The following is a 16,962-nucleotide window of genomic DNA, read 5'->3' on the forward strand; positions in this document are numbered from 1 at the left end:
GCGCCAACGTCAAACTGCGCTATGAAAAGTGTCTAGAGATTTGGGGGAATGCCAACCATCAATGGAAACCCTGTATCAAAAGATTTTTCAAATAAAGGGTTTTCCATTCAATCGCTGAGCCTGAATCGGTGGTTTCAACTTGTAGAATCTGCGCCGTTCAACTCAATTGCCCATGACTTAACTGGCGGCTTTAAAACGCTGCCGAACATCCATGGGTGAGACCGTGCGCATGGCATTGAGGTTTTGTGTCTTCATGATTCCCGCCTTTTTTACCCATTAGACGAATCACATTTCTTTTGCCCTGGATCATGAATCAAAGCATCGCGACCCCCCCCAATCCTTGGAGTTTTCTGCCATTTGCACTCACGATTTTCACGAGTGCTTTTTTGTTGTTTCAGGTCCAACCGCTGCTGAGCAAACAAATCTTGCCGTGGTTTGGTGGCAGTCCTGCTGTTTGGACAACAGCCATGCTGTTTTTTCAGACCTTGTTGTGCTTGGGTTACCTGTATGCGCATGCATTGGCCAAGCTGCAGTCTCGCCAAACACAGGCACGGATCCATGTGGTTTTGTTGGCCGTGGCGGCCCTGTTGGCCTCCAGGGTTTTGCCCGGTACTGAACTGCGACCCGAGTCACCCGACTCGCCGGTCTTTCAGGTTTTGTTGATCTTGGGCGCGAGTGTGGGTTTGCCCTATTTTTGTTTGGCCACCACCGGGCCTTTGGTCCAGCATTGGTTCACCAGTACGGCGCATGCTTCTTCTGTTTTTCGCTTGTATGCCTTGTCCAATGTGGGTTCATTCTTGGCCCTGTTGTCTTTCCCTTATGTGCTCGAGCCTTGGCTGGAGCAACAGGAGATGGGGCAGCTTTGGACCGCTGGTTTTTGGGTGTTTGCCCTTTTGTGTTTGCCGGTCGCGTTGGGGGCGTGGCAAAACAAAGCGCAGATTGGTGCTACCCATGGGGGTGGCCCAGAGTCTTCAGCGACCGTGACCGCAGAAGACCTTGGACATCCAGCCCAAACGTCTTTCGCACAGCGTTTTTTATGGGTGGCTTTGCCCGCATTGGCATCACTGGTTTTCATTGCGGCCACCGATCAAATCAGCCATGACGTGGCGCCAGAGCCCCGTTTGTGGATCTCCACTCTGGGCCTGTACTTGGTCACTTTCATCCTGACTTTTGACCACCCCCGTTGGTACCGCCCCAAGTTATTTGCCTTCTTGACCTTGGTATTGCTGCTGGTCACTGCGGGTATGAGTGACATTCCGCGTTGGTTGGGCATTGAGTGGGACTATGGCGTCAACGAAGTGCGTTGGTCGCATTTCGCCCTGCTCTTTGTGGTGTGCATGTTGTGCCATGGTGAACTCTATCGCCGCAGGCCCGTGGACACGCGTCGCTTGACTGAGTTTTACCTGTGCATGTCTGTGGGTGGCGCTTTCGGTGGTTTGTTCGTCACCTTGGCGGCAACCCAATGGTTTGATGACTACCACGAGTGGTTGATGGCATTGATTTTGGTGGCCTTGTTGGCCTGCCACGTGTTGTTCCGTTCAGATTCAAAGCGTCCTGCCTTGGCGGGGCGTCTGGTGGGGGTGTTCACGGCCATTGCTATGGTGGCTTTGTTGGTGGCCATGCAAAACCCGTGGTCTTGGCGCGAGGTCCGCAAAGCGGACCGCACAGAAGTGCTGTTGGACCAAGACAGGAATTTTTACGGCACAGTTTCGGTCAAGGAACGCCGATTTTTGAACGAGCCCGAGCGCAACGACAGGGTGTTTTTCAGCGGCAATGTGACCCACGGTCAGCAGTTTTTGTCGGAGTCACTTCGCCATGTGCCGACCACTTACTATGCACGCGACAGCGGCATAGGCGAAACCTTGTTGTGGGCCATGTCGCAAAAGCCGAATCTGTCGGTGGCGCTCATCGGTTTGGGCGCCGGAACCTTGGCCAATTTTGCCCGTGAAGCCGATGCTTACGATTTTTACGAGATCAATCCGGCTGCCGTTCGGTTTGCACAAGAATGGTTTGACAACCTGTCGTCTTGCAAAGCGCGTGAGCAAAATATTTTGCTGGGCGATGCGCGGCTGCGCATGGAGCAGTTGCCCAAAGACAAGCTTTATGACGTGATTGTGTTGGATGCGTTCACCGGTGGATCGGTGCCCATCCATCTGCTGACACGGGAAGCTTTTCAGATTTACCGCGATCACCTCAAGCCTGATGGCTACATTGCCATCAACATCACCAATGCCTATCTCAACCTCTACCCTGTCGTGAAGGCGCAGTCAGAGCACTTGGGGATGGCGTTTCGGCACAAATCTCAAGCCGCCGATGAGGTTCGCAATATCCGCAGAAACTTGCACTTCATCATGACGCAGGATCAGGCGTACCTGAAAGCCTACCCATCGGTGAACCGCGAGGTGCGGGATGCTGCGGGTCGCTTCTTGAGGCATGAACCTCAAGACCAGCCCGGTTTGAGATTGTGGACCGACCAATTCAGCAGCATTGCTCCCATTGCCAAATGAGGGCTTAGAGGCCGAATCCTTGTGTTTTATTTTTGCATCAAATGCTTATGAAATGTAAGGATTCGCCTTGATTCCACTTGGTTGATCGAACTGGCTCGCTTACCATGGATCGGTTTTCACCCTCAACATCAAAAACCAGGAGTCAAACATGAAAACTCGTCGTCAAGCCCTTATTCAGGGCGCCAGTGCTGTTGCTGCTTTGGGCTTGGGGCACTTGCCTGCCTTTGCGCAAGCCATCCCAGAGACTTTGAGGATTGTGGTGGGCTTTCCACCGGGGGGCACCACCGATGCATTCGCGCGTCGCATTGGTGAGAAGCTGCGTGGTGTTTATGCCACCAACATCATCATTGAGAACCGCCCAGGGGCGGGTGGCCAAATTGGTGTGTCTACCTTGAAAGCCGCAGCTGGCGACGGTGCCACCATGTTGTACACGCCGGCCTCCATGTTGACGGTGTACCCCCACTCTTATTCCAAGTTGCCTTATTCCCAGGCCGATGTGGCACCCATCAGCATTGGTCACGCCACCGACCATGCCTTCGTGGTGGGCCCAGCAGTACCTGCTGAAGTGACCAATTTGCGCCAGTACGTGGCTTGGGCCAAAGCCAACCCCGGCAAAGCCACGGTGGGCAACCCGGGCGCTGGCTCCATGCCGCATTTGTTGGCGGGGCGTTTTGCACAAATTGCCGACATCCAATCTTTGAATGTGCCCTTTGCAGGTTCTGGCCCTGGCGTGCCGCAGCTGCTGGGTGGTCAAATCACATCGATGTCGTCCCCGCTGGGCGACTGGATTCAGCACCATGCCAATGGCCGTGCACGCATTTTGGCCACGTCGGGCCCCAATCGGTCCACTTTTGTCCCCAACGTGGCCACCTACAGAGAGCAGGGCTTTGATGAACTGGTCATGCGCGAATGGTTTGGCTTTTTCTTGCCCGCCACGGCCCCTGCCGCGGTGCGTGACCGAGCCTCTAATTTGCTGCGCGCCGCATTGACTCAGCCCGATGTGGCCGAAGCCGTGGCACCTTTGGCTGTCCAAGTCACGCCCACCACGCAAGAGCAGTTTGCTGAACGCATGAAGGCTGACACCGAGTTCTCTGGCCGCTTGGTCAGGGCTCTGGGTTTCCGCGCCGATTCCTGATTTTTGGGCTTCGGTTTGGGTTCTGCCCAATCAAGGGGCGCCTGAGTCAGGCGCCCTTTTTTTCGTCACCGCCAGAGCCTTGCGCCTGAGCATGGTCCACGGCTTGCTGCCGAATAAGTTGTTCGCTTGCTTTTTCAAGCCAAAGCCTCAAAGCAGCCAGTTGGTCTTTTTGGCTGAATGAGCAACTTTCTTCGCTGAACAAGGCACTCGACTCCATGCGGTCGAGCTGCCCATTGAGCACATCGCCGAAGCGCTGCGGCAAATTCAACTGGTTTGCTTCATGGCGCCAAATTCGGATCATTTGTGCAGTGCTTGTGTCGCCTTGCTCGCACTGCCAAAGGGCTTGCGTCATGGCGTCCAGCGGGCTTGAGTTCTGGGTCATCTTCAAAAGGCTCTGGGTTGAAGGTGTTTTCGAAGCGACAATCATGCCCCATGAAAGTTCCAACTCTTAAACCCATGCGCTTGGAGGACATTTTGTTCAGTCAGGGCTTTGGCACCCGCCGTGTCTGTGCTGGTCTGATCCAGCAGGGGCATGTGCAGGTTCATGGCCAGACCGTGGTCGATGCGGGCGAGTTCTTTGATCTCGAGGGGCTGCGTTTCATGGTGCAGGGGGATGACTGGCCGTTTGCTGCGCAGGCCTATTTGATGCTGAACAAACCTGCAGGGACCGAGTGTTCACAAAAGCCATCAACTTGGCCAAGCATTTACACCTTGCTGCCACCCCCTTTGCGCCAACGCCCCCAAAAAGCTGCGGTCCAAGGGGTCCAAGCGGTAGGGCGGCTGGACCAAGACACCACGGGACTTTTGCTGCTGACCGACGACGGCAAGTTCATCCACAAGATGAGTTCCCCCAAACACCACGTGCCCAAGGTGTACGAGGTCACGACCAAGCACCCCATCACCGCTGAGATGGTCGACCGGCTTTTGACGGGTGTGGTGCTCGATGACGATCCAATAGCTGTCAAAGCGGCCGCTTGCGAGGCGGTCAGCGAGCTGCACCTCAGGTTGACCTTGACCGAAGGCAAGTACCACCAGGTCAAACGCATGTTGGCGGCTGTGGGCAACCGTGTGGAAGGCCTGCATCGGTCTCAAATTGGCGGCTTGGTTTTGAGCGACTTGGCGCCTGGTCAATGGCGCTGGCTCACTGAGCAAGATTTGGCTTTGCTCAAACCCTGAGGTTTTTCAAGAAGCCCTCGATGGCTTGACTCACCACCAAGGGCTGGTCTCTATGGGGAGAGTGACCGCAGCCTGCCAGTTTGAGCAGTTGGGTCTGTGGGGCTTGGCGGGCAATGTCGTCAATTTGCGCCATGCTGCCATAGGGGTCATCCACGCCTTGTATGGCCAACAACGGCGCGCTGACTGTGGTCAATGTGTCTCGAATGTCAAAGCTGAGAAAGCCCTCGCTCAACCAGACATCGTTCCATTGCCAAAAGGCGCAGTCCACGTCTGCATGAAAAGGCTTGAGGTGTTGGCGCAAAGAGCCCTTTTCAAACGCTTCGCGGGCCAATTGGATGGCCTGAATTGACATGTCCTCCACCATGACATGGGGCGCCATCACAATGCAAGCGTGGACATCGCGATGGGCTGCGTGGAGCAAGGCAATGGTGCCGCCATCCGAGTGGCCGATCAGAACCGGTCTTTGAATACCCCAACGGTTAAGCAATTCGGGCAAGACCAGCTGGGCCTCGCGGTGCATGTAGTCTGGCTGGAGACAGCCGCTTCGAATGTGATCGTCCGGGCTTTGCTGGGCGGGCCCTCGTACATCGGCCACGGCATCGGATAGGCCATAGCCTTGCCGAGAATAGACCAAGCCCGCGCAGCCGAGTTGTTGACAAAGGAGTTGTGGCCAGTCGCGCCACATGCGCACACTGCCGAGGCCTTCGTGCAAAAAAACCAGAACAGGGTGTTCTTGGCCCGCTGGCGCTGGGATGAACTGGGTCTCCAGCTGGATGCCGAACACGTCTGTTTTTTCGCTCACGGGCAAAAGCATTGGAAGGGCTTTCAAATTCAGAGTTGACGCGCTATTTTGAAGGCGTTTCAAAGTGGGCGGTGAAGTACCCGCACCGCGGTCGGCTGTTGTCAGCTGTTAAGCTTTGAGGCATGAAGTTGTTGATCGATTCGTTTTGGCGTGCTGGCGCATATTGCCTTCATCCCCGTGTCATCGGCCTGTCGCTGTTGCCTTTGGTTTTGATGGTCGCCCTGTCTTGGTTGCTGGGCTACTTGTACTGGGATGACGCCATCGCTCTGGTGCGCACGGGCTTGGATGCCTCCAGTTGGCTGGACGTCGTGTGGCGCTGGTTGGAAGGCGTGGGCTTGCCTGATTTGAAAGCGGTCGTGGCGCCCTTGGTGGTCATTTTTCTCATCACCCCGGTGGTGGTGGTCGTTTGTCTGGTGTTGGTTTCTTGGCTGATGACGCCGGCCTTGGCTCGCATGGTCGCCCAAAGGCGGTTTTCCGGACTTGAGCTCAAGCATGGCGGAAGTTTGCTGGCGGGTTTGGGGTGGACCTTGTGGTCGGTCTTGTTGGCTTTGGGGGCCTTGTTGATCACCTTGCCCATGTGGTTGGTGCCGCCTTTGGCCATGTTGCTCCCCGCCTTGATTTGGGGTTGGCTCACTTACCGCATCATGACCTTTGATGTTTTGGCCGAGTTTGCCAGCACCTCAGAGCGGCAAACCCTGTTGTCGCGTCACCGTTTGAGCCTTTTGGGCATGGGCGTGATCACCGGCATGATGGGCGCAGCGCCCAGCTTGGTTTGGGCCTCTGGTGCCTTGTTTGTCGCTGCTTTTGTGATTTTGGTGCCTTTGGCGATCTGGATTTACACCCTGGTTTTTGCGTTTGCATCTTTGTGGTTTGCACATTACGCCTTGAGTGCCTTGCAGGACATGCGCCTGGAGGCGCCGCAAGCCTATGACGGTGAAATTTTTCCTGAGCAGCCTGTCTCGCCGCACGCTGATGCCCGTTTGTCCGTCGGTGTCTCGCAAGGGCTGAGCAGCACCCCTAAAACCGATGTGACCGATGTCGATCCTCGGCGTGGCTCTTGACCCTTTGTTCTCCTTCTTCTGACCTGACCCAGCACCATGACACCTCACTTTGGACTGATCATCATTGGCGACGAAATCATGTCCGGCAAGCGCCAGGACAAACATTTGCCCAAAGTCATCGAGTTGATGACCGCCCGCGGCTTGAGTCTGAGCTGGGCTGAATACATTGGTGACAATCCCGATCGCATCATTGCGACACTGAAGCGGGCCTTCGAATCGCAGGACGTCGTCTTCAGCTGCGGGGGTATTGGTGCGACCCCGGATGACCACACCCGCCAATGCGCAGGCCGGGCGCTGAACCTGCCATTGGCATTGCATCCAGAAGCCAAGGCATTGATTCAAGAGCGCATGCAGGATACCGCCAAAGAGCAGGGCGTCGCCTATGAGCCAGAGCGAGCCGACAACATCCACCGTCTCAATATGGGTGTGTTTCCGCGAGGGGCGACCATCATTCGCAACCCTTACAACAAAATTCCTGGTTTCAGTTGCCAAGGTGCTGCCGGAGGCCGCGTTCATTTCGTGCCTGGTTTTCCTGTCATGGCGTGGCCCATGATCGAATCGGTGCTGGACTCCCAGTACAGCGCCCATTTCCGCTTGAATGCGTACGTTGAAAGGTCGGTGATCATCTTGGGTGCGATGGAGGCCACTTTGACTCCTCTGATGGAGGGCATTGAGGAGGCGCACCCCCAAGTCAAAGTGTTCAGTTTGCCCAGCGTGGACCACCCTCAGTGGGGGCGCCATATTGAATTGGGCGTGAAGGGTCCACCCGATGCGGCAGAACTGGCGTATTTGGACCTGCGGCAAGGCTTGATGACTTTTTCCCTGCAATACGGCCCCGAATTGGTGCGCTGATATCATTTGCACCATAATAGAGCTCTAATGCACTTTATTGGTGCAATGTTAGGGGTGGCCAGGCAGGCAATTGGCTTTTGAGCCTCAATCTGAAGTGCGCACGGGTGCAAACGGTGGCGATACCCGCGCTTTTTTCTGCAGCGCAGACCCTGAACGGGGCGTGCTCAGGGCACAATCACGGGTCGTTTGATGCGGTCGATTGAGTCAAGTTGGCACAAAAACTGCAATACCCGTACGTAAACTTTACAACCCTTTTCTATCCAGGAGAATTTGATGGCCAAGACCGTCGCAGATGTGATGAGCATGGTGAAAGACAACGAAGTCAAGTTCGTTGATTTCCGTTTCACCGATACCCGTGGCAAGTGGCAGCACATCACGGTGCCTGTTTCCCAGTTTGACGAAAGCAAGTTCGAAGACGGTCAAGCTTTTGACGGTTCTTCGATTGCAGGCTGGAAAGGCATTGAGGCTTCGGACATGTTGCTGATTCCTGACGCCAACAGCGCCATCATCGACCCCTTCTTCGAAGAGGTGACCCTGGTGTTGATCTGCGACGTGATCGAGCCCACAGACGGTAAAGCCTATGAGCGTGACCCACGTTCGATCGCCAAGCGCGCCGAGACTTACCTCAAGCAATCCGGCCTGGGCGACACCGCCTACTTCGGTCCCGAGCCAGAGTTCTTCTTGTTTGACGAAGTGCGTTGGAGCACCGAGCCAAACAACACGTTCTACGCCATCGACGAAGCCGAAGCCCCATGGAACAGCGGCACCAAGATGGACGGCGGCAACAAAGGCCACCGCAACCGCGTCAAGGGTGGCTACTTCCCTGTGCCTCCGGTCGACAGCACACACGATATGCGCAGCGAGATGTCGCTGATTCTCGAGTCCGTGGGCATCCCGGTCGAAGTGCACCACCACGAAGTGGCAGGCGCTGGCCAGTGCGAAATCGGCACCAAGTTCTCCACATTGGTCGAGCGCGCTGACTGGACTTTGCTGCAAAAGTACGTGATCCACAACGTGGCCAATGCTTACGGCAAAACCGCGACGTTCATGCCCAAGCCTTACGCTGGTGACAACGGTTCCGGCATGCACGTGCACCAGTCCATCTGGAAAGACGGCAAGAACCTGTTCGCTGGCAATGGCTATGCCGGTTTGTCTGAGTTCGCTTTGTTCTACATCGGCGGCATCATCAAGCACGCCCGTGCCCTGAACGCGATCACCAACCCTGGGACCAACAGCTACAAGCGTCTGGTCCCTCACTACGAAGCGCCGGTCAAGTTGGCTTACTCGGCCAAGAACCGCTCGGCTTCGATCCGCATCCCCAACGTCGCGTCTGACAAGGCCCGCCGCGTGGAAGCGCGCTTCCCCGATCCATTGTGCAACCCGTATCTGGGCTTTGCGGCCTTGTTGATGGCGGGCTTGGACGGTATCGAAAACAAGATTCACCCCGGCGAAGCAGCGACAAAGGACCTGTACCACTTGCCTCCAGAAGAAGACAAGTTGGTCCCCACCGTTTGCTCCAGCTTGGACCAAGCTTTGGACGCCCTCAACGCCGACCGCGCTTTCCTGACCAAGGGCGGCGTGTTCACCGACTCGTGGATCGATGCCTACATTGACCTGAAGATGCAAGAAGTGAACCGCAGCCGCGTGGAAGTGTCGCCGGTTGAGTACGACATGTACTACTCGCTCTGATGGGGAGATGTCCCTTTGCACGTCCGTGCAATAGGCGCAAAGGACGGCTTCGGCCGTCCTTTTTTTCTGGTTCAATGTGGTTTTGATGGTGGTACGGCCCGTTGGCACAGGAGTCCAATCATGCTCAAACTTCGACGTTTTCATCTCGAATTCAACATGCGCCAGCTGGTGGCGCTGGGCTTGAGTGTGTCTGGCGCTGTCAGCATGTGTGCATGGGCTCAAGAGGCGATTTACCGTTGCGGTCACGAGTACACCAATGCCCCGCGTGATGTTCGCCAATGCGAACGCATGGCTGCTCAGGCCGTGACGGTCATCACCGGAACGCGGCCTTCACCCCCTCGCGCGGCTGCATCTGCTCCCAGCGCCTCGGTCACCGAAACGCGCACCAGCCCAGAGACACCGCGTACTGCGCAGCCACAACAAGCCGAGCGTGACCTGCACGCCCGCACCATCGTGGGTCAGGAGTTGGAGAAAGCGCGCCAGCAACTCACCGTCTTGGTGCAGGAGTACAACGATGGGGAACCAGTGAAATGGGCCTCTGAGAGCCGTCACCACCAAAGGTACCTGGACCGCGTGTCTGCTCTCAAGGCCTCCATCGAGCGCACGCAACGCGACATTGACAGTTTGCAACGTGAGCTTGACCGCCGTCCCGTGGTGGCCAGCACCCGCGCGCCATGAACAAAACCGCCCGCTTTCAAGCCTTTGACTTGTTGGCCACCCCCGTGGCGGTGATGCAAGGCCAAGGGCAGATCCGTTTTGTCAATGCGGCCTTGGAGGACGCTTTGGGCATGTCACGCCGTACCTTGTACGACATGCACCTGCCCGATTTTTTTCTCGATCCCCAGCCGCTCATGTCCGCTTTGGTGGGGGCCCAGTCGAATGAGTTTGCGGCCTTGCGTTATGAGGCCCAGTTGCGGCGTTTGAACCATGATGATGCTTGGCCCGTGCACGTGATCGTGGCCGCGACAGATGAGCCCGATGAAGTGATCGTGGAGCTGCTGCCGGTGGAGCAGCAAACACGGCAAGAACGCGAGGAGCGGCTGCTGGACCAAGCGCAGGCCAACAAAGAGCTGATCCGCAATTTGGCCCACGAGATCAAAAACCCCTTGGGGGGGATTCGGGGGTCTGCCCAGTTGCTGGAGATGGAGCTGGACAACAAGGAGTTGACGGAGTACACCCAGGTGATCATTCACGAGGCCGACCGCCTGCAAACTTTGGTAGACCGTTTGCTGGCGCCACACCGCAGGCCGCATGTCGTCGGTGATGTGAATATCCACGAAGTTTGCGAGCGTGTGCGTGCCCTGATATTGGCCGAGTTCCCCAGGGGACTGAAGGTGGTGCGCGACTACGACATTTCTATTCCAGAGTTTCGTGGCGACTGTGAACAGCTGATTCAGGCGGTGCTGAACATCGCCCACAACGCGGCGCAGGCCCTGCAAGAGCGTATCGCTCACGGCGATGGACTGATCACGCTCAAGACCCGAATCCTGAGGCAAGTCACATTTGGCAAGCAGCGTTACCGCCTGGCATTGGAATTGCATGTGATGGACAACGGGCCTGGTGTTCCAGACTCGATCAAGGACCGCATTTTCTTCCCGTTGATATCGGGTCGCGAAGGTGGATCTGGCCTGGGGCTGACGTTGGCGCAAACTTTTGTCCAGCAGCATCACGGCATGATCGAGTGTGACAGCGAGCCCGGCCGGACGGATTTCAAAATATTGATTCCGTTGCCTTAAAGCACCTGCTTGTGAACACTGAAAGCGTTACGTTGATGAAGCCAATTTGGATCGTAGACGATGACCAATCCATTCGCTTTGTGCTTGAAAAAGCACTTTTGCGTGAGGGACTGCCCACCCGCAGCTTCACCAACCCGCGAGAGGTGATGAAAGCCTTGGAGGCCGAAAGTGAAGGGCCGCAGGTGTTGGTCAGTGATATCCGCATGCCGGGCGGTTCGGGTCTGGATTTGCTCGCCGCCATCAAGCAGCGCATGCCTGGCTTGCCGGTCATCATCATGACCGCGTTCTCCGATCTGGACAGCGCCGTGTCGGCTTTTTCCAGCGGCGCGTTTGAGTACCTGCCCAAGCCGTTTGATTTGCCCAAGGCGATTGAGCTGATCCGCCGTGCCGTAGGCGAGAGCCAGCGTGAAGATGTGGCCGAAGAAAAGATGGCCGACGCGCCCGAGATGCTGGGCCAAGCGCCGGCCATGCAGGATGTGTTCCGTGGCATCGGCCGTTTGGCGCAAAGCCATGTCACGGTGCTGATCACGGGTGAGTCGGGTTCGGGCAAAGAGCTGGTGGCGCATGCCCTGCACAAACACTCGCCGCGGGCCAATCAGCCTTTTGTGGCCATCAACACAGCGGCCATTCCCAAAGACTTGCTGGAGAGCGAATTGTTTGGCCATGAGCGCGGTGCGTTCACGGGTGCGCAAGCTTCTCGCCGGGGGCGTTTTGAGCAGGCCGATGGCGGCACATTGTTTCTGGACGAGATCGGCGACATGCCGTTTGATTTGCAGACGCGCTTGCTGCGTGTGCTGTCGGACGGCAACTTCTACCGCGTGGGAGGCCACAGCGCCGTCAAAACCAATGTGCGTGTCATCGCTGCCACGCACCAAGATCTGGAGCAGCGCGTCAAAGAAGGGGTGTTTCGCGAAGACTTGTACCACCGCCTTAATGTCATTCGACTGCGTTTGCCCGCATTGCGTGAACGGCGCGAGGACGTGCCTGTCTTGGCGCGTTACTTTTTGCAACGCAGTGCTCAGCAGTTGGGCGTGGAGCCCAAACGCATGGACGATGCTGCGCTGGAGCGTTTGAGTCACTTTCAGTTTCCCGGTAATGTGCGTCAGTTGGAAAACATTTGCCACTGGCTGACCGTGATGGCGCCTTCGCAGCTCATCGAAGTCAAGGATTTGCCACCTGAAGTTTTGGATGCGGGACCTGCGCTCGGGGGGGCATGGCGGTCTTCTGCTCCAACAGTACAGGATGAACCTGCTGTTGCCATGGCCTCTGTTGCCGTGGCTGGCTTGGATGCTGCCGCCTTGGGTGGTACGAGCACGGGTGCGGCAGTGTGGGATACGGGTTTGGAGCAAGAGGCTTTGGCTTTGTTGAATGCCGGTCGTACCGATGTATGGGATGCGCTGACGCGCCGTTTTGAGACCAGTTTGATTCAGGCGGCTTTGGCCACCACACGGGGTCGCCGTATTGAAGCCGCCCAAAAGCTGGGCATTGGCCGCAACACCATCACCCGCAAAATTCAGGAACTCGGAATCGACGAGGGTTGAGCGTCCAACGGTCCCCGGGCCATGGCGCCTGGTCAGGCGAACGGGTCTTGCAACACCACATCGCTCAGGGGCTTGGCCACACAAGGCAACACGCAGCCCTCGGCTTTTTCTTCGGCTGTGAGGCCAGGCCATTCCATCTCGTAGTGCACCTGACCGGAGACAAGTTGGCCAATGCAGGTGCGGCAAGTGCCCGATCGGCAAGAACTCGGCCACTGCAGGCCGCTTTGTTCGATCGAGTCGAGCAAACTCTGTGTTTTCCAGGCGTCAAAGCTGCCCCCGTCTGGGGCGATGCGGGCATTGAAAAAAGGGATTTCAGGGGACATGGTTCCCGATTTTAGCGGCCCTGGCCCATTTCACATGTCTCAAGGCGCTTGGGTGTGCCGGATGTTTGAGCTGGGCATGCTGGGCGTACGCGACAGATGTTGGCGGTCTGCTGTGCCAAGATCGCTCAGTACCCATTTGGATGACCCCTTGACCCAGCCACCGCACCGCCCAGCGCCATCTGCCCAAGCCCGTTGGATGGGGCCCGGCATCGTCTTTGCCGTACTGGCCATGGCCAGTTTGAGCTTCAGCGACGCCACCAGCCAATGGGTTTTGCTCAGCGTGTCCCCGGTGATGGTGCTGTGGTTCCGCTACGCGGTGCAGGCCTTGGGCACCACCATGGTGTTGGCCCCGGTGCGGGGGCGGGCCATGTGGCGCACGCACAGCCTGAACTGGCAGTTGCTGCGCGGCTTGCTCATGGTCTCATGCAGCTTGCTGGCTTTTTATTGCTTGCAGCGCATGCCGGTGGCCGAGTTCACCGCCACGGTCATGCTCACGCCCTTGGTGCTCACAGCCTTGGCCCGTTTTGTCATGAAAGAAAAAGTCTCGCCGCTGCGCTGGTTCATGGTGGTGGGCGGGTTGATCGGAGCCTTGCTGGTCATCCGCCCGGGTGGCCAGGTCGACAGTACGGTCGGCTGGATGGCGCTCATGGTGGTGCTGACTTATGCCGTGTTTCAGGCCGTGACCAGCCACATGACGCGCACCGAAGACCCGGCCGTGATGCAGCTGTACACCGGCTGGGTGGGCTGGGCGGTGAGCACGCTGCTGGTGTTCAATGCCTGGGTCACGCCGCAAAGCCTGCAGGAATGGGGGCTGCTGCTCTTGGTGGGCTTGGCCGCCACACTGGGCCAATACCTATTGATCGTGGCTTTTTCCAAAGCCCCGGCTTCGGCGGTCTCGCCATTCCTCTACACCGGGGTGGCCTTTTCGACGGTGATGGGCTGGTGGCTGTTTGACCACATCCCGGACGCGCTGGCCTTCACGGGCATGGGCCTGGTGGTGCTGTGTGGTGTGGTGGCTGGCCGCATCAAGGGCGCAGCCCAGGCCTGATCGCTCAGGGCTGGGGGTGATGAACGGCCAAGTACGGCGATAGGGCAGACCATTCGACCGGGGCCTTGAACGCCAAAGCTTGCTCGGTGAAGGGGTGCACAAAGGCCAGCTCTTGCGCGTGCAGCAGCAAGCGGGGGCTGAGCGCCTTGATGTCGGGTGTGGCGTACAGCGAGTCGCCCAGCATCGGGTGGCCAATGCTTTGCATGTGCACGCGCAGCTGATGCGTGCGGCCTGTGACGGGTTCGAGCTCGATCAGGCTGGCGCTGAAATTGTCGCTGTGGCTGCTTTGCAGCACGCGCCAACGGCTGCGGCTGGCTTTGCCATCGGGATGGATGATGTGCAGCGGGCGGCGCTCCCAGTCCAGCAGGATCGGGCCATCGATGGTGCGCCAGCCGTCTTCGTCGGGCAGTTCGGCCGCTTGGGTTTGCTCTGGTTGACCAGCCACTACCGCTACGTAGCGCTTTTTAACTTGGCGCGTTTCAAACAACTTGCTCAAGCGGCGCTGGGCTTCGATGCCTCGGGCCATGAGCAGCAGGCCCGAAGTGTCTTGGTCCAAGCGGTGAACGATCAAGGCTTCGGGGTAGCGATCCTGCACCCGTTTGGAGAGGCAGTCCTGCTTGTCCGGGCCGCGACCGGGCACCGACAACAAGCCGCTGGGTTTTTCCAGCACCAGCAGGTGCTCGTCTTCGTGGATCGGGGTCATGCAGGGTGGGCCGAGCGGGCCCAGTCAAAAGGCCGTTCGGCCGAAAAAAATCACTTGTCTTTGACCTTGCCGCGAGGCGCCACAAAGGTTGACGGGGCCATCGGGCGGTCGGACGTGAAGGTCTTGGGGGGGGCGGTGTCCTTCTTTGGCTTCTTGGCCATTTTGTTGCTGCGTTGTTCGCCTTTGGCCATGGTGTTTCCTTGGGTTGCATCCCGACTTGGGAAGGCTTGATGTTAAAGCACAAAGCTGCAGAATCTGCGGCTTTGTGGGGGTGTCAAGACTGCCCGTTTTCAGCGGGCATGGCCATCATTTGACTTCGGTCACAAACTGGGCGGTGGGGCGGCGCACTTTTTTCAGGTTGGCCAACCAGTCGCCTTCGGCCGCGCGGTAACCCAGGGGCACGATGACCACGCTGCGCAGGCCGCGAGCGCTCAGGCCCAAAATTTCGTCTACGGCTTTCGGGTCAAAACCTTCCATGGGCGTGGCGTCCACTTCTTCAAAAGCCGCAGCGATCAGGGCAGCGCCCAAGCCGATGTAGGCCTGACGTGCGGCGTGCTCGTAGTTCACCTCGGGCGTGCGGGCAGGGTAGTTCTTGAGCAACATCTGGCGGTAGTTTTCCCAGCCTTCGTTGGTGCCGCCGCGTTGTGCGTTGGTCAGGTCAAACATCATGTTGATGCGATCGGCCGTGTAGTTGTCCCAAGCGGCAAACACCAGCAGGTGCGAGCCGTCGGTGATCTGGGCTTGGCCCCAGGCTTTGGGCTTGATCTGCTCGCGCACGGCAGCGTTGGTCACCACGAAGATTTCGAAAGGCTGCAGACCGCTGGAGGTAGGGGCCAAGCGGGCGGCTTCGACGATGCGGTCCACTTTGTCTTGCGGCACGACCTTGGTCGGGTCCATTTTTTTGCAGGCGTAGCGCCATTCGAGTTTGTTCAGCAAGTCAGACATGGGGGTTCACTTTGGGGTTGAAAGATGCGCGATTGTGCAGGAAGACGCGGAGCACCGGTCTTGCGTTGGCGCAAGCCACTGTGCAGGGCTCAGATTTGTTGCCAAGTCCCCGTGGGCAGGCCATCCAGCGTGTAAGGCCCCACGGCGGTGCGGATCAGCCGCAGCGTGGGCAAGCCCACGGCTGCGGTCATGCGCCGCACTTGGCGGTTTCGGCCCTCGCGGATGGACAGCTCCAGCCAAGTCGTAGGAATGCTTTGACGCTCGCGGATCGGTGGGTTGCGCGACCACAGGTCGGCAGGCGGCTCAACAGCGCGTGCGCGGGCGGGCAGGGTGGGGCCGTCGTTCAGCGTCACGCCCCGGGCCAAGGCGGTCAGGGCTGCGTCGCTCACCAGGCCTTCCACCTGCACCAGATAGGTCTTCTCCATCTTGAAGCGCGGATCGGAAATGTGGGCTTGCTCCTGTCCATCGTCGGTCAGCAGCAGCAGGCCTTCACTGTCGGCGTCCAGGCGGCCTGCCACATAAACGCCCGGCAGGTCGATGTGGTCTTTGAGTCCCTGCCAACGACCCTCGGGAGTGAACTGGCTGAGCACGCCATAGGGCTTGTTGAATCGGATCAGCATGGGCAAGTCATCAGGGAGAAGGCAAGGCCTTGAGCGTATCAGGTCGGTTAGCATCGACCGCATGAGCACCCAATACGAAGGCCTGAAAAGCTTGGACCCCTATGCCGAGGCCTTTGGTATCGCCCCGCCCGATGCCCTGCTGGGCAAAGAAGTCTGGCCGCGCCAGCCGGGTTTTTTCATCCGAAAAGCGTTTGTGGCGGCAGAACAAGGTCTGGAGCCAGCCAGTGAAACCCCCGCAGAGTCTGAACTGGGAGTAGCTCCCATTTCAGCCCCCGCCAGCCCACTGGTGATGGAACTGGCCCAAGGCCAGTTTGGTTTGGTGCCCACCTGGGTCAAATCGGCGTCTGACGCCAAGCTGCGGTCCACCAAGTTGGCCGTGACCCGTTATGAAAACATGAGCACCGCCACGGCCACGCGTGAAACCTGGCTCAAAGGCCAGCGTTGCATCATCCCGATGCAGGCATTTTTGGAAGACGATTGGCGCAGCCGCAAAGCCGTTCCCACGCGCATCGCTCGGGTGGACGGCAAACCGATGGGGGTGGCGGGACTGTGGGAACGCTGGACCCAAGGCGATGAAGACATCATCAGCTACACACTGCTCACGGTGAATGCCAACAGCCACGCTTTGATGAACCGTTATGGCCAAAACGGCAACGAAAAACGCATGCCTGCCATCCTGAACGAGGGCGCCTATGGTGCTTGGCTCAGCGCCCCGCTGGATAAAGCCCGCGAGTTCATGCGGGCCTACCCGGCCAACTTGCTGTTGGCCAATCCGGTTCAAAAGAAATAAGCGGTGTGGGGCAGCTCAGCGCATTCCGCGCTGA

Annotated in this window: 19 protein-coding genes; 12 read left to right on the plus strand and 7 right to left on the minus strand. The window is 58.1% G+C overall.

All coding sequences use genetic code 11. The features are described 5' to 3' along the window. Positions 1-48 precede the first annotated feature (48 nt). The 3 genes from ABWQ00_RS04860 (at position 49) to ABWQ00_RS04870 (ending at position 3,642) form a co-directional block, all read left to right on the plus strand. The gene (locus ABWQ00_RS04860; protein ID WP_353237551.1) at positions 49-219 is read left to right on the plus strand and encodes a hypothetical protein; all 171 of its coding nucleotides are present in this window, start codon (positions 49-51) and stop codon (positions 217-219) included. A gap of 248 nt (positions 220-467) precedes the next feature. After that, the gene (locus tag ABWQ00_RS04865) at positions 468-2,507 is read left to right on the plus strand and encodes a spermidine synthase (RefSeq protein ID WP_353237552.1); all 2,040 of its coding nucleotides are present in this window, start codon (positions 468-470) and stop codon (positions 2,505-2,507) included. Positions 2,508-2,655: 148 nt separating this feature from the next. Next, positions 2,656-3,642, plus strand: a complete 987-nt coding sequence (locus tag ABWQ00_RS04870) for a tripartite tricarboxylate transporter substrate-binding protein (RefSeq protein ID WP_353237553.1) — start codon at positions 2,656-2,658, stop codon at positions 3,640-3,642. Between the two features lie 46 nt (positions 3,643-3,688). Here ABWQ00_RS04870 and ABWQ00_RS04875 read toward each other — a convergent pair whose 3' ends face one another. Continuing rightward, a complete protein-coding gene (locus tag ABWQ00_RS04875; protein WP_353237554.1) occupies positions 3,689-4,024 on the minus strand; it encodes a hypothetical protein in 336 nt (111 codons plus the stop codon). Positions 4,025-4,098: 74 nt separating this feature from the next. Between ABWQ00_RS04875 and ABWQ00_RS04880 the strand changes: the two genes are divergently transcribed. Next, positions 4,099-4,818 (plus strand): pseudouridine synthase, encoded by a 720-nt coding sequence (locus tag ABWQ00_RS04880; RefSeq protein WP_353237665.1) that lies wholly within the window; start codon positions 4,099-4,101, stop codon positions 4,816-4,818. On the opposite strand, the gene ABWQ00_RS04885 is transcribed toward ABWQ00_RS04880, so the two are convergent. Next, positions 4,808-5,632, minus strand: coding sequence for an alpha/beta fold hydrolase (locus ABWQ00_RS04885; RefSeq protein ID WP_502908078.1), 825 nt, complete (start codon positions 5,630-5,632; stop codon positions 4,808-4,810). The two genes, ABWQ00_RS04880 and ABWQ00_RS04885, sit on opposite strands and share 11 nt — an antisense overlap. Positions 5,633-5,742: 110 nt before the next feature. On the opposite strand from ABWQ00_RS04885, the gene ABWQ00_RS04890 reads away from it, so the two are divergent. From ABWQ00_RS04890 to ntrC, 6 genes are all read left to right on the plus strand, one after another. Next, positions 5,743-6,681 carry an EI24 domain-containing protein gene (locus tag ABWQ00_RS04890; protein ID WP_353237556.1) on the plus strand — a complete coding sequence of 313 codons (939 nt, stop codon included), beginning with the start codon at positions 5,743-5,745 and terminating at the stop codon, positions 6,679-6,681. A 36-nt stretch (positions 6,682-6,717) separates the two neighbouring features. Further along, positions 6,718-7,533: a competence/damage-inducible protein A gene (locus ABWQ00_RS04895; RefSeq protein ID WP_353237557.1), complete on the plus strand. Its 816-nt coding sequence runs from the start codon at positions 6,718-6,720 to the stop codon at positions 7,531-7,533. Positions 7,534-7,806: 273 nt separating this feature from the next. Next, positions 7,807-9,222 (plus strand): type I glutamate--ammonia ligase, encoded by a 1,416-nt coding sequence (glnA, locus tag ABWQ00_RS04900; RefSeq protein ID WP_353237558.1) that lies wholly within the window; start codon positions 7,807-7,809, stop codon positions 9,220-9,222. A gap of 120 nt (positions 9,223-9,342) precedes the next feature. Then, a complete protein-coding gene (locus ABWQ00_RS04905; RefSeq protein ID WP_353237559.1) occupies positions 9,343-9,900 on the plus strand; it encodes a hypothetical protein in 558 nt (185 codons plus the stop codon). Further along, positions 9,897-10,958, plus strand: coding sequence for a nitrogen regulation protein NR(II) (glnL, locus tag ABWQ00_RS04910; RefSeq protein ID WP_353237560.1), 1,062 nt, complete (start codon positions 9,897-9,899; stop codon positions 10,956-10,958). Before ABWQ00_RS04905 ends, glnL begins: the two co-directional genes overlap by 4 nt. 35 nt (positions 10,959-10,993) lie before the next feature. Then, positions 10,994-12,499, plus strand: coding sequence for a nitrogen regulation protein NR(I) (gene ntrC / locus ABWQ00_RS04915; RefSeq protein ID WP_353237561.1), 1,506 nt, complete (start codon positions 10,994-10,996; stop codon positions 12,497-12,499). 32 nt (positions 12,500-12,531) lie between these two features. Here the strand turns inward: ntrC and ABWQ00_RS04920 are convergent, their stop codons facing one another. Further along, positions 12,532-12,822, minus strand: coding sequence for a 2Fe-2S iron-sulfur cluster-binding protein (locus tag ABWQ00_RS04920; protein WP_353237562.1), 291 nt, complete (start codon positions 12,820-12,822; stop codon positions 12,532-12,534). A 148-nt stretch (positions 12,823-12,970) separates the two neighbouring features. Between ABWQ00_RS04920 and ABWQ00_RS04925 the strand changes: the two genes are divergently transcribed. Next, the gene (locus ABWQ00_RS04925) at positions 12,971-13,870 is read left to right on the plus strand and encodes a DMT family transporter (RefSeq protein ID WP_353237563.1); all 900 of its coding nucleotides are present in this window, start codon (positions 12,971-12,973) and stop codon (positions 13,868-13,870) included. Positions 13,871-13,874: 4 nt separating this feature from the next. On the opposite strand, the gene ABWQ00_RS04930 is transcribed toward ABWQ00_RS04925, so the two are convergent. From ABWQ00_RS04930 to ABWQ00_RS04945, 4 genes are all read right to left on the minus strand, one after another. After that, positions 13,875-14,573 carry an RluA family pseudouridine synthase gene (locus ABWQ00_RS04930; protein ID WP_353237564.1) on the minus strand — a complete coding sequence of 233 codons (699 nt, stop codon included), beginning with the start codon at positions 14,571-14,573 and terminating at the stop codon, positions 13,875-13,877. Positions 14,574-14,623: 50 nt separating this feature from the next. After that, a complete protein-coding gene (locus ABWQ00_RS04935) occupies positions 14,624-14,764 on the minus strand; it encodes a hypothetical protein (protein WP_291916922.1) in 141 nt (46 codons plus the stop codon). A 115-nt stretch (positions 14,765-14,879) separates the two neighbouring features. Then, positions 14,880-15,518: a nitroreductase family protein gene (locus ABWQ00_RS04940; RefSeq protein WP_353237565.1), complete on the minus strand. Its 639-nt coding sequence runs from the start codon at positions 15,516-15,518 to the stop codon at positions 14,880-14,882. Positions 15,519-15,607: 89 nt separating this feature from the next. Further along, positions 15,608-16,138 carry a pseudouridine synthase gene (locus tag ABWQ00_RS04945; protein WP_353237566.1) on the minus strand — a complete coding sequence of 177 codons (531 nt, stop codon included), beginning with the start codon at positions 16,136-16,138 and terminating at the stop codon, positions 15,608-15,610. 61 nt (positions 16,139-16,199) lie between these two features. On the opposite strand from ABWQ00_RS04945, the gene ABWQ00_RS04950 reads away from it, so the two are divergent. Further along, complete coding sequence (locus tag ABWQ00_RS04950; protein ID WP_353237567.1) at positions 16,200-16,928, plus strand: SOS response-associated peptidase family protein; 729 nt, start codon at positions 16,200-16,202, stop codon at positions 16,926-16,928. Positions 16,929-16,962: the final 34 nt, after the last annotated feature.

Origin of the sequence: Limnohabitans sp. (genome assembly GCF_040400975.1) — a bacterium.
Taxonomy (GTDB): Bacteria; Pseudomonadota; Gammaproteobacteria; order Burkholderiales; family Burkholderiaceae_C; genus Limnohabitans_A.

Bases quoted from the DNA above. Each gene is read 5' to 3' on its own strand.
- ABWQ00_RS04920 (WP_353237562.1), bottom strand. From the start codon at position 12,822: ATGTCCCCTGAAATCCCTTTTTTCAATGCCCGCATCGCCCCAGACGGG.
- glnL (WP_353237560.1), top strand. From the start codon at position 9,897: ATGAACAAAACCGCCCGCTTTCAAGCCTTTGACTTGTTGGCCACCCCC.
- ABWQ00_RS04945 (WP_353237566.1), bottom strand. From the start codon at position 16,138: ATGCTGATCCGATTCAACAAGCCCTATGGCGTGCTCAGCCAGTTCACT.
- ABWQ00_RS04895 (WP_353237557.1), top strand. From the start codon at position 6,718: ATGACACCTCACTTTGGACTGATCATCATTGGCGACGAAATCATGTCC.
- ABWQ00_RS04880 (WP_353237665.1), top strand. From the start codon at position 4,099: ATGCGCTTGGAGGACATTTTGTTCAGTCAGGGCTTTGGCACCCGCCGT.
- ABWQ00_RS04905 (WP_353237559.1), top strand. From the start codon at position 9,343: ATGCTCAAACTTCGACGTTTTCATCTCGAATTCAACATGCGCCAGCTG.
- ABWQ00_RS04890 (WP_353237556.1), top strand. From the start codon at position 5,743: ATGAAGTTGTTGATCGATTCGTTTTGGCGTGCTGGCGCATATTGCCTT.
- ABWQ00_RS04870 (WP_353237553.1), top strand. From the start codon at position 2,656: ATGAAAACTCGTCGTCAAGCCCTTATTCAGGGCGCCAGTGCTGTTGCT.
- ABWQ00_RS04885 (WP_502908078.1), bottom strand. From the start codon at position 5,632: ATGCTTTTGCCCGTGAGCGAAAAAACAGACGTGTTCGGCATCCAGCTG.
- ABWQ00_RS04875 (WP_353237554.1), bottom strand. From the start codon at position 4,024: ATGACCCAGAACTCAAGCCCGCTGGACGCCATGACGCAAGCCCTTTGG.
- ntrC (WP_353237561.1), top strand. From the start codon at position 10,994: ATGAAGCCAATTTGGATCGTAGACGATGACCAATCCATTCGCTTTGTG.
- ABWQ00_RS04865 (WP_353237552.1), top strand. From the start codon at position 468: ATGCTGTTTTTTCAGACCTTGTTGTGCTTGGGTTACCTGTATGCGCAT.
- ABWQ00_RS04930 (WP_353237564.1), bottom strand. From the start codon at position 14,573: ATGACCCCGATCCACGAAGACGAGCACCTGCTGGTGCTGGAAAAACCC.
- ABWQ00_RS04935 (WP_291916922.1), bottom strand. From the start codon at position 14,764: ATGGCCAAAGGCGAACAACGCAGCAACAAAATGGCCAAGAAGCCAAAG.
- glnA (WP_353237558.1), top strand. From the start codon at position 7,807: ATGGCCAAGACCGTCGCAGATGTGATGAGCATGGTGAAAGACAACGAA.
- ABWQ00_RS04860 (WP_353237551.1), top strand. From the start codon at position 49: ATGCCAACCATCAATGGAAACCCTGTATCAAAAGATTTTTCAAATAAA.
- ABWQ00_RS04950 (WP_353237567.1), top strand. From the start codon at position 16,200: ATGAGCACCCAATACGAAGGCCTGAAAAGCTTGGACCCCTATGCCGAG.
- ABWQ00_RS04940 (WP_353237565.1), bottom strand. From the start codon at position 15,518: ATGTCTGACTTGCTGAACAAACTCGAATGGCGCTACGCCTGCAAAAAA.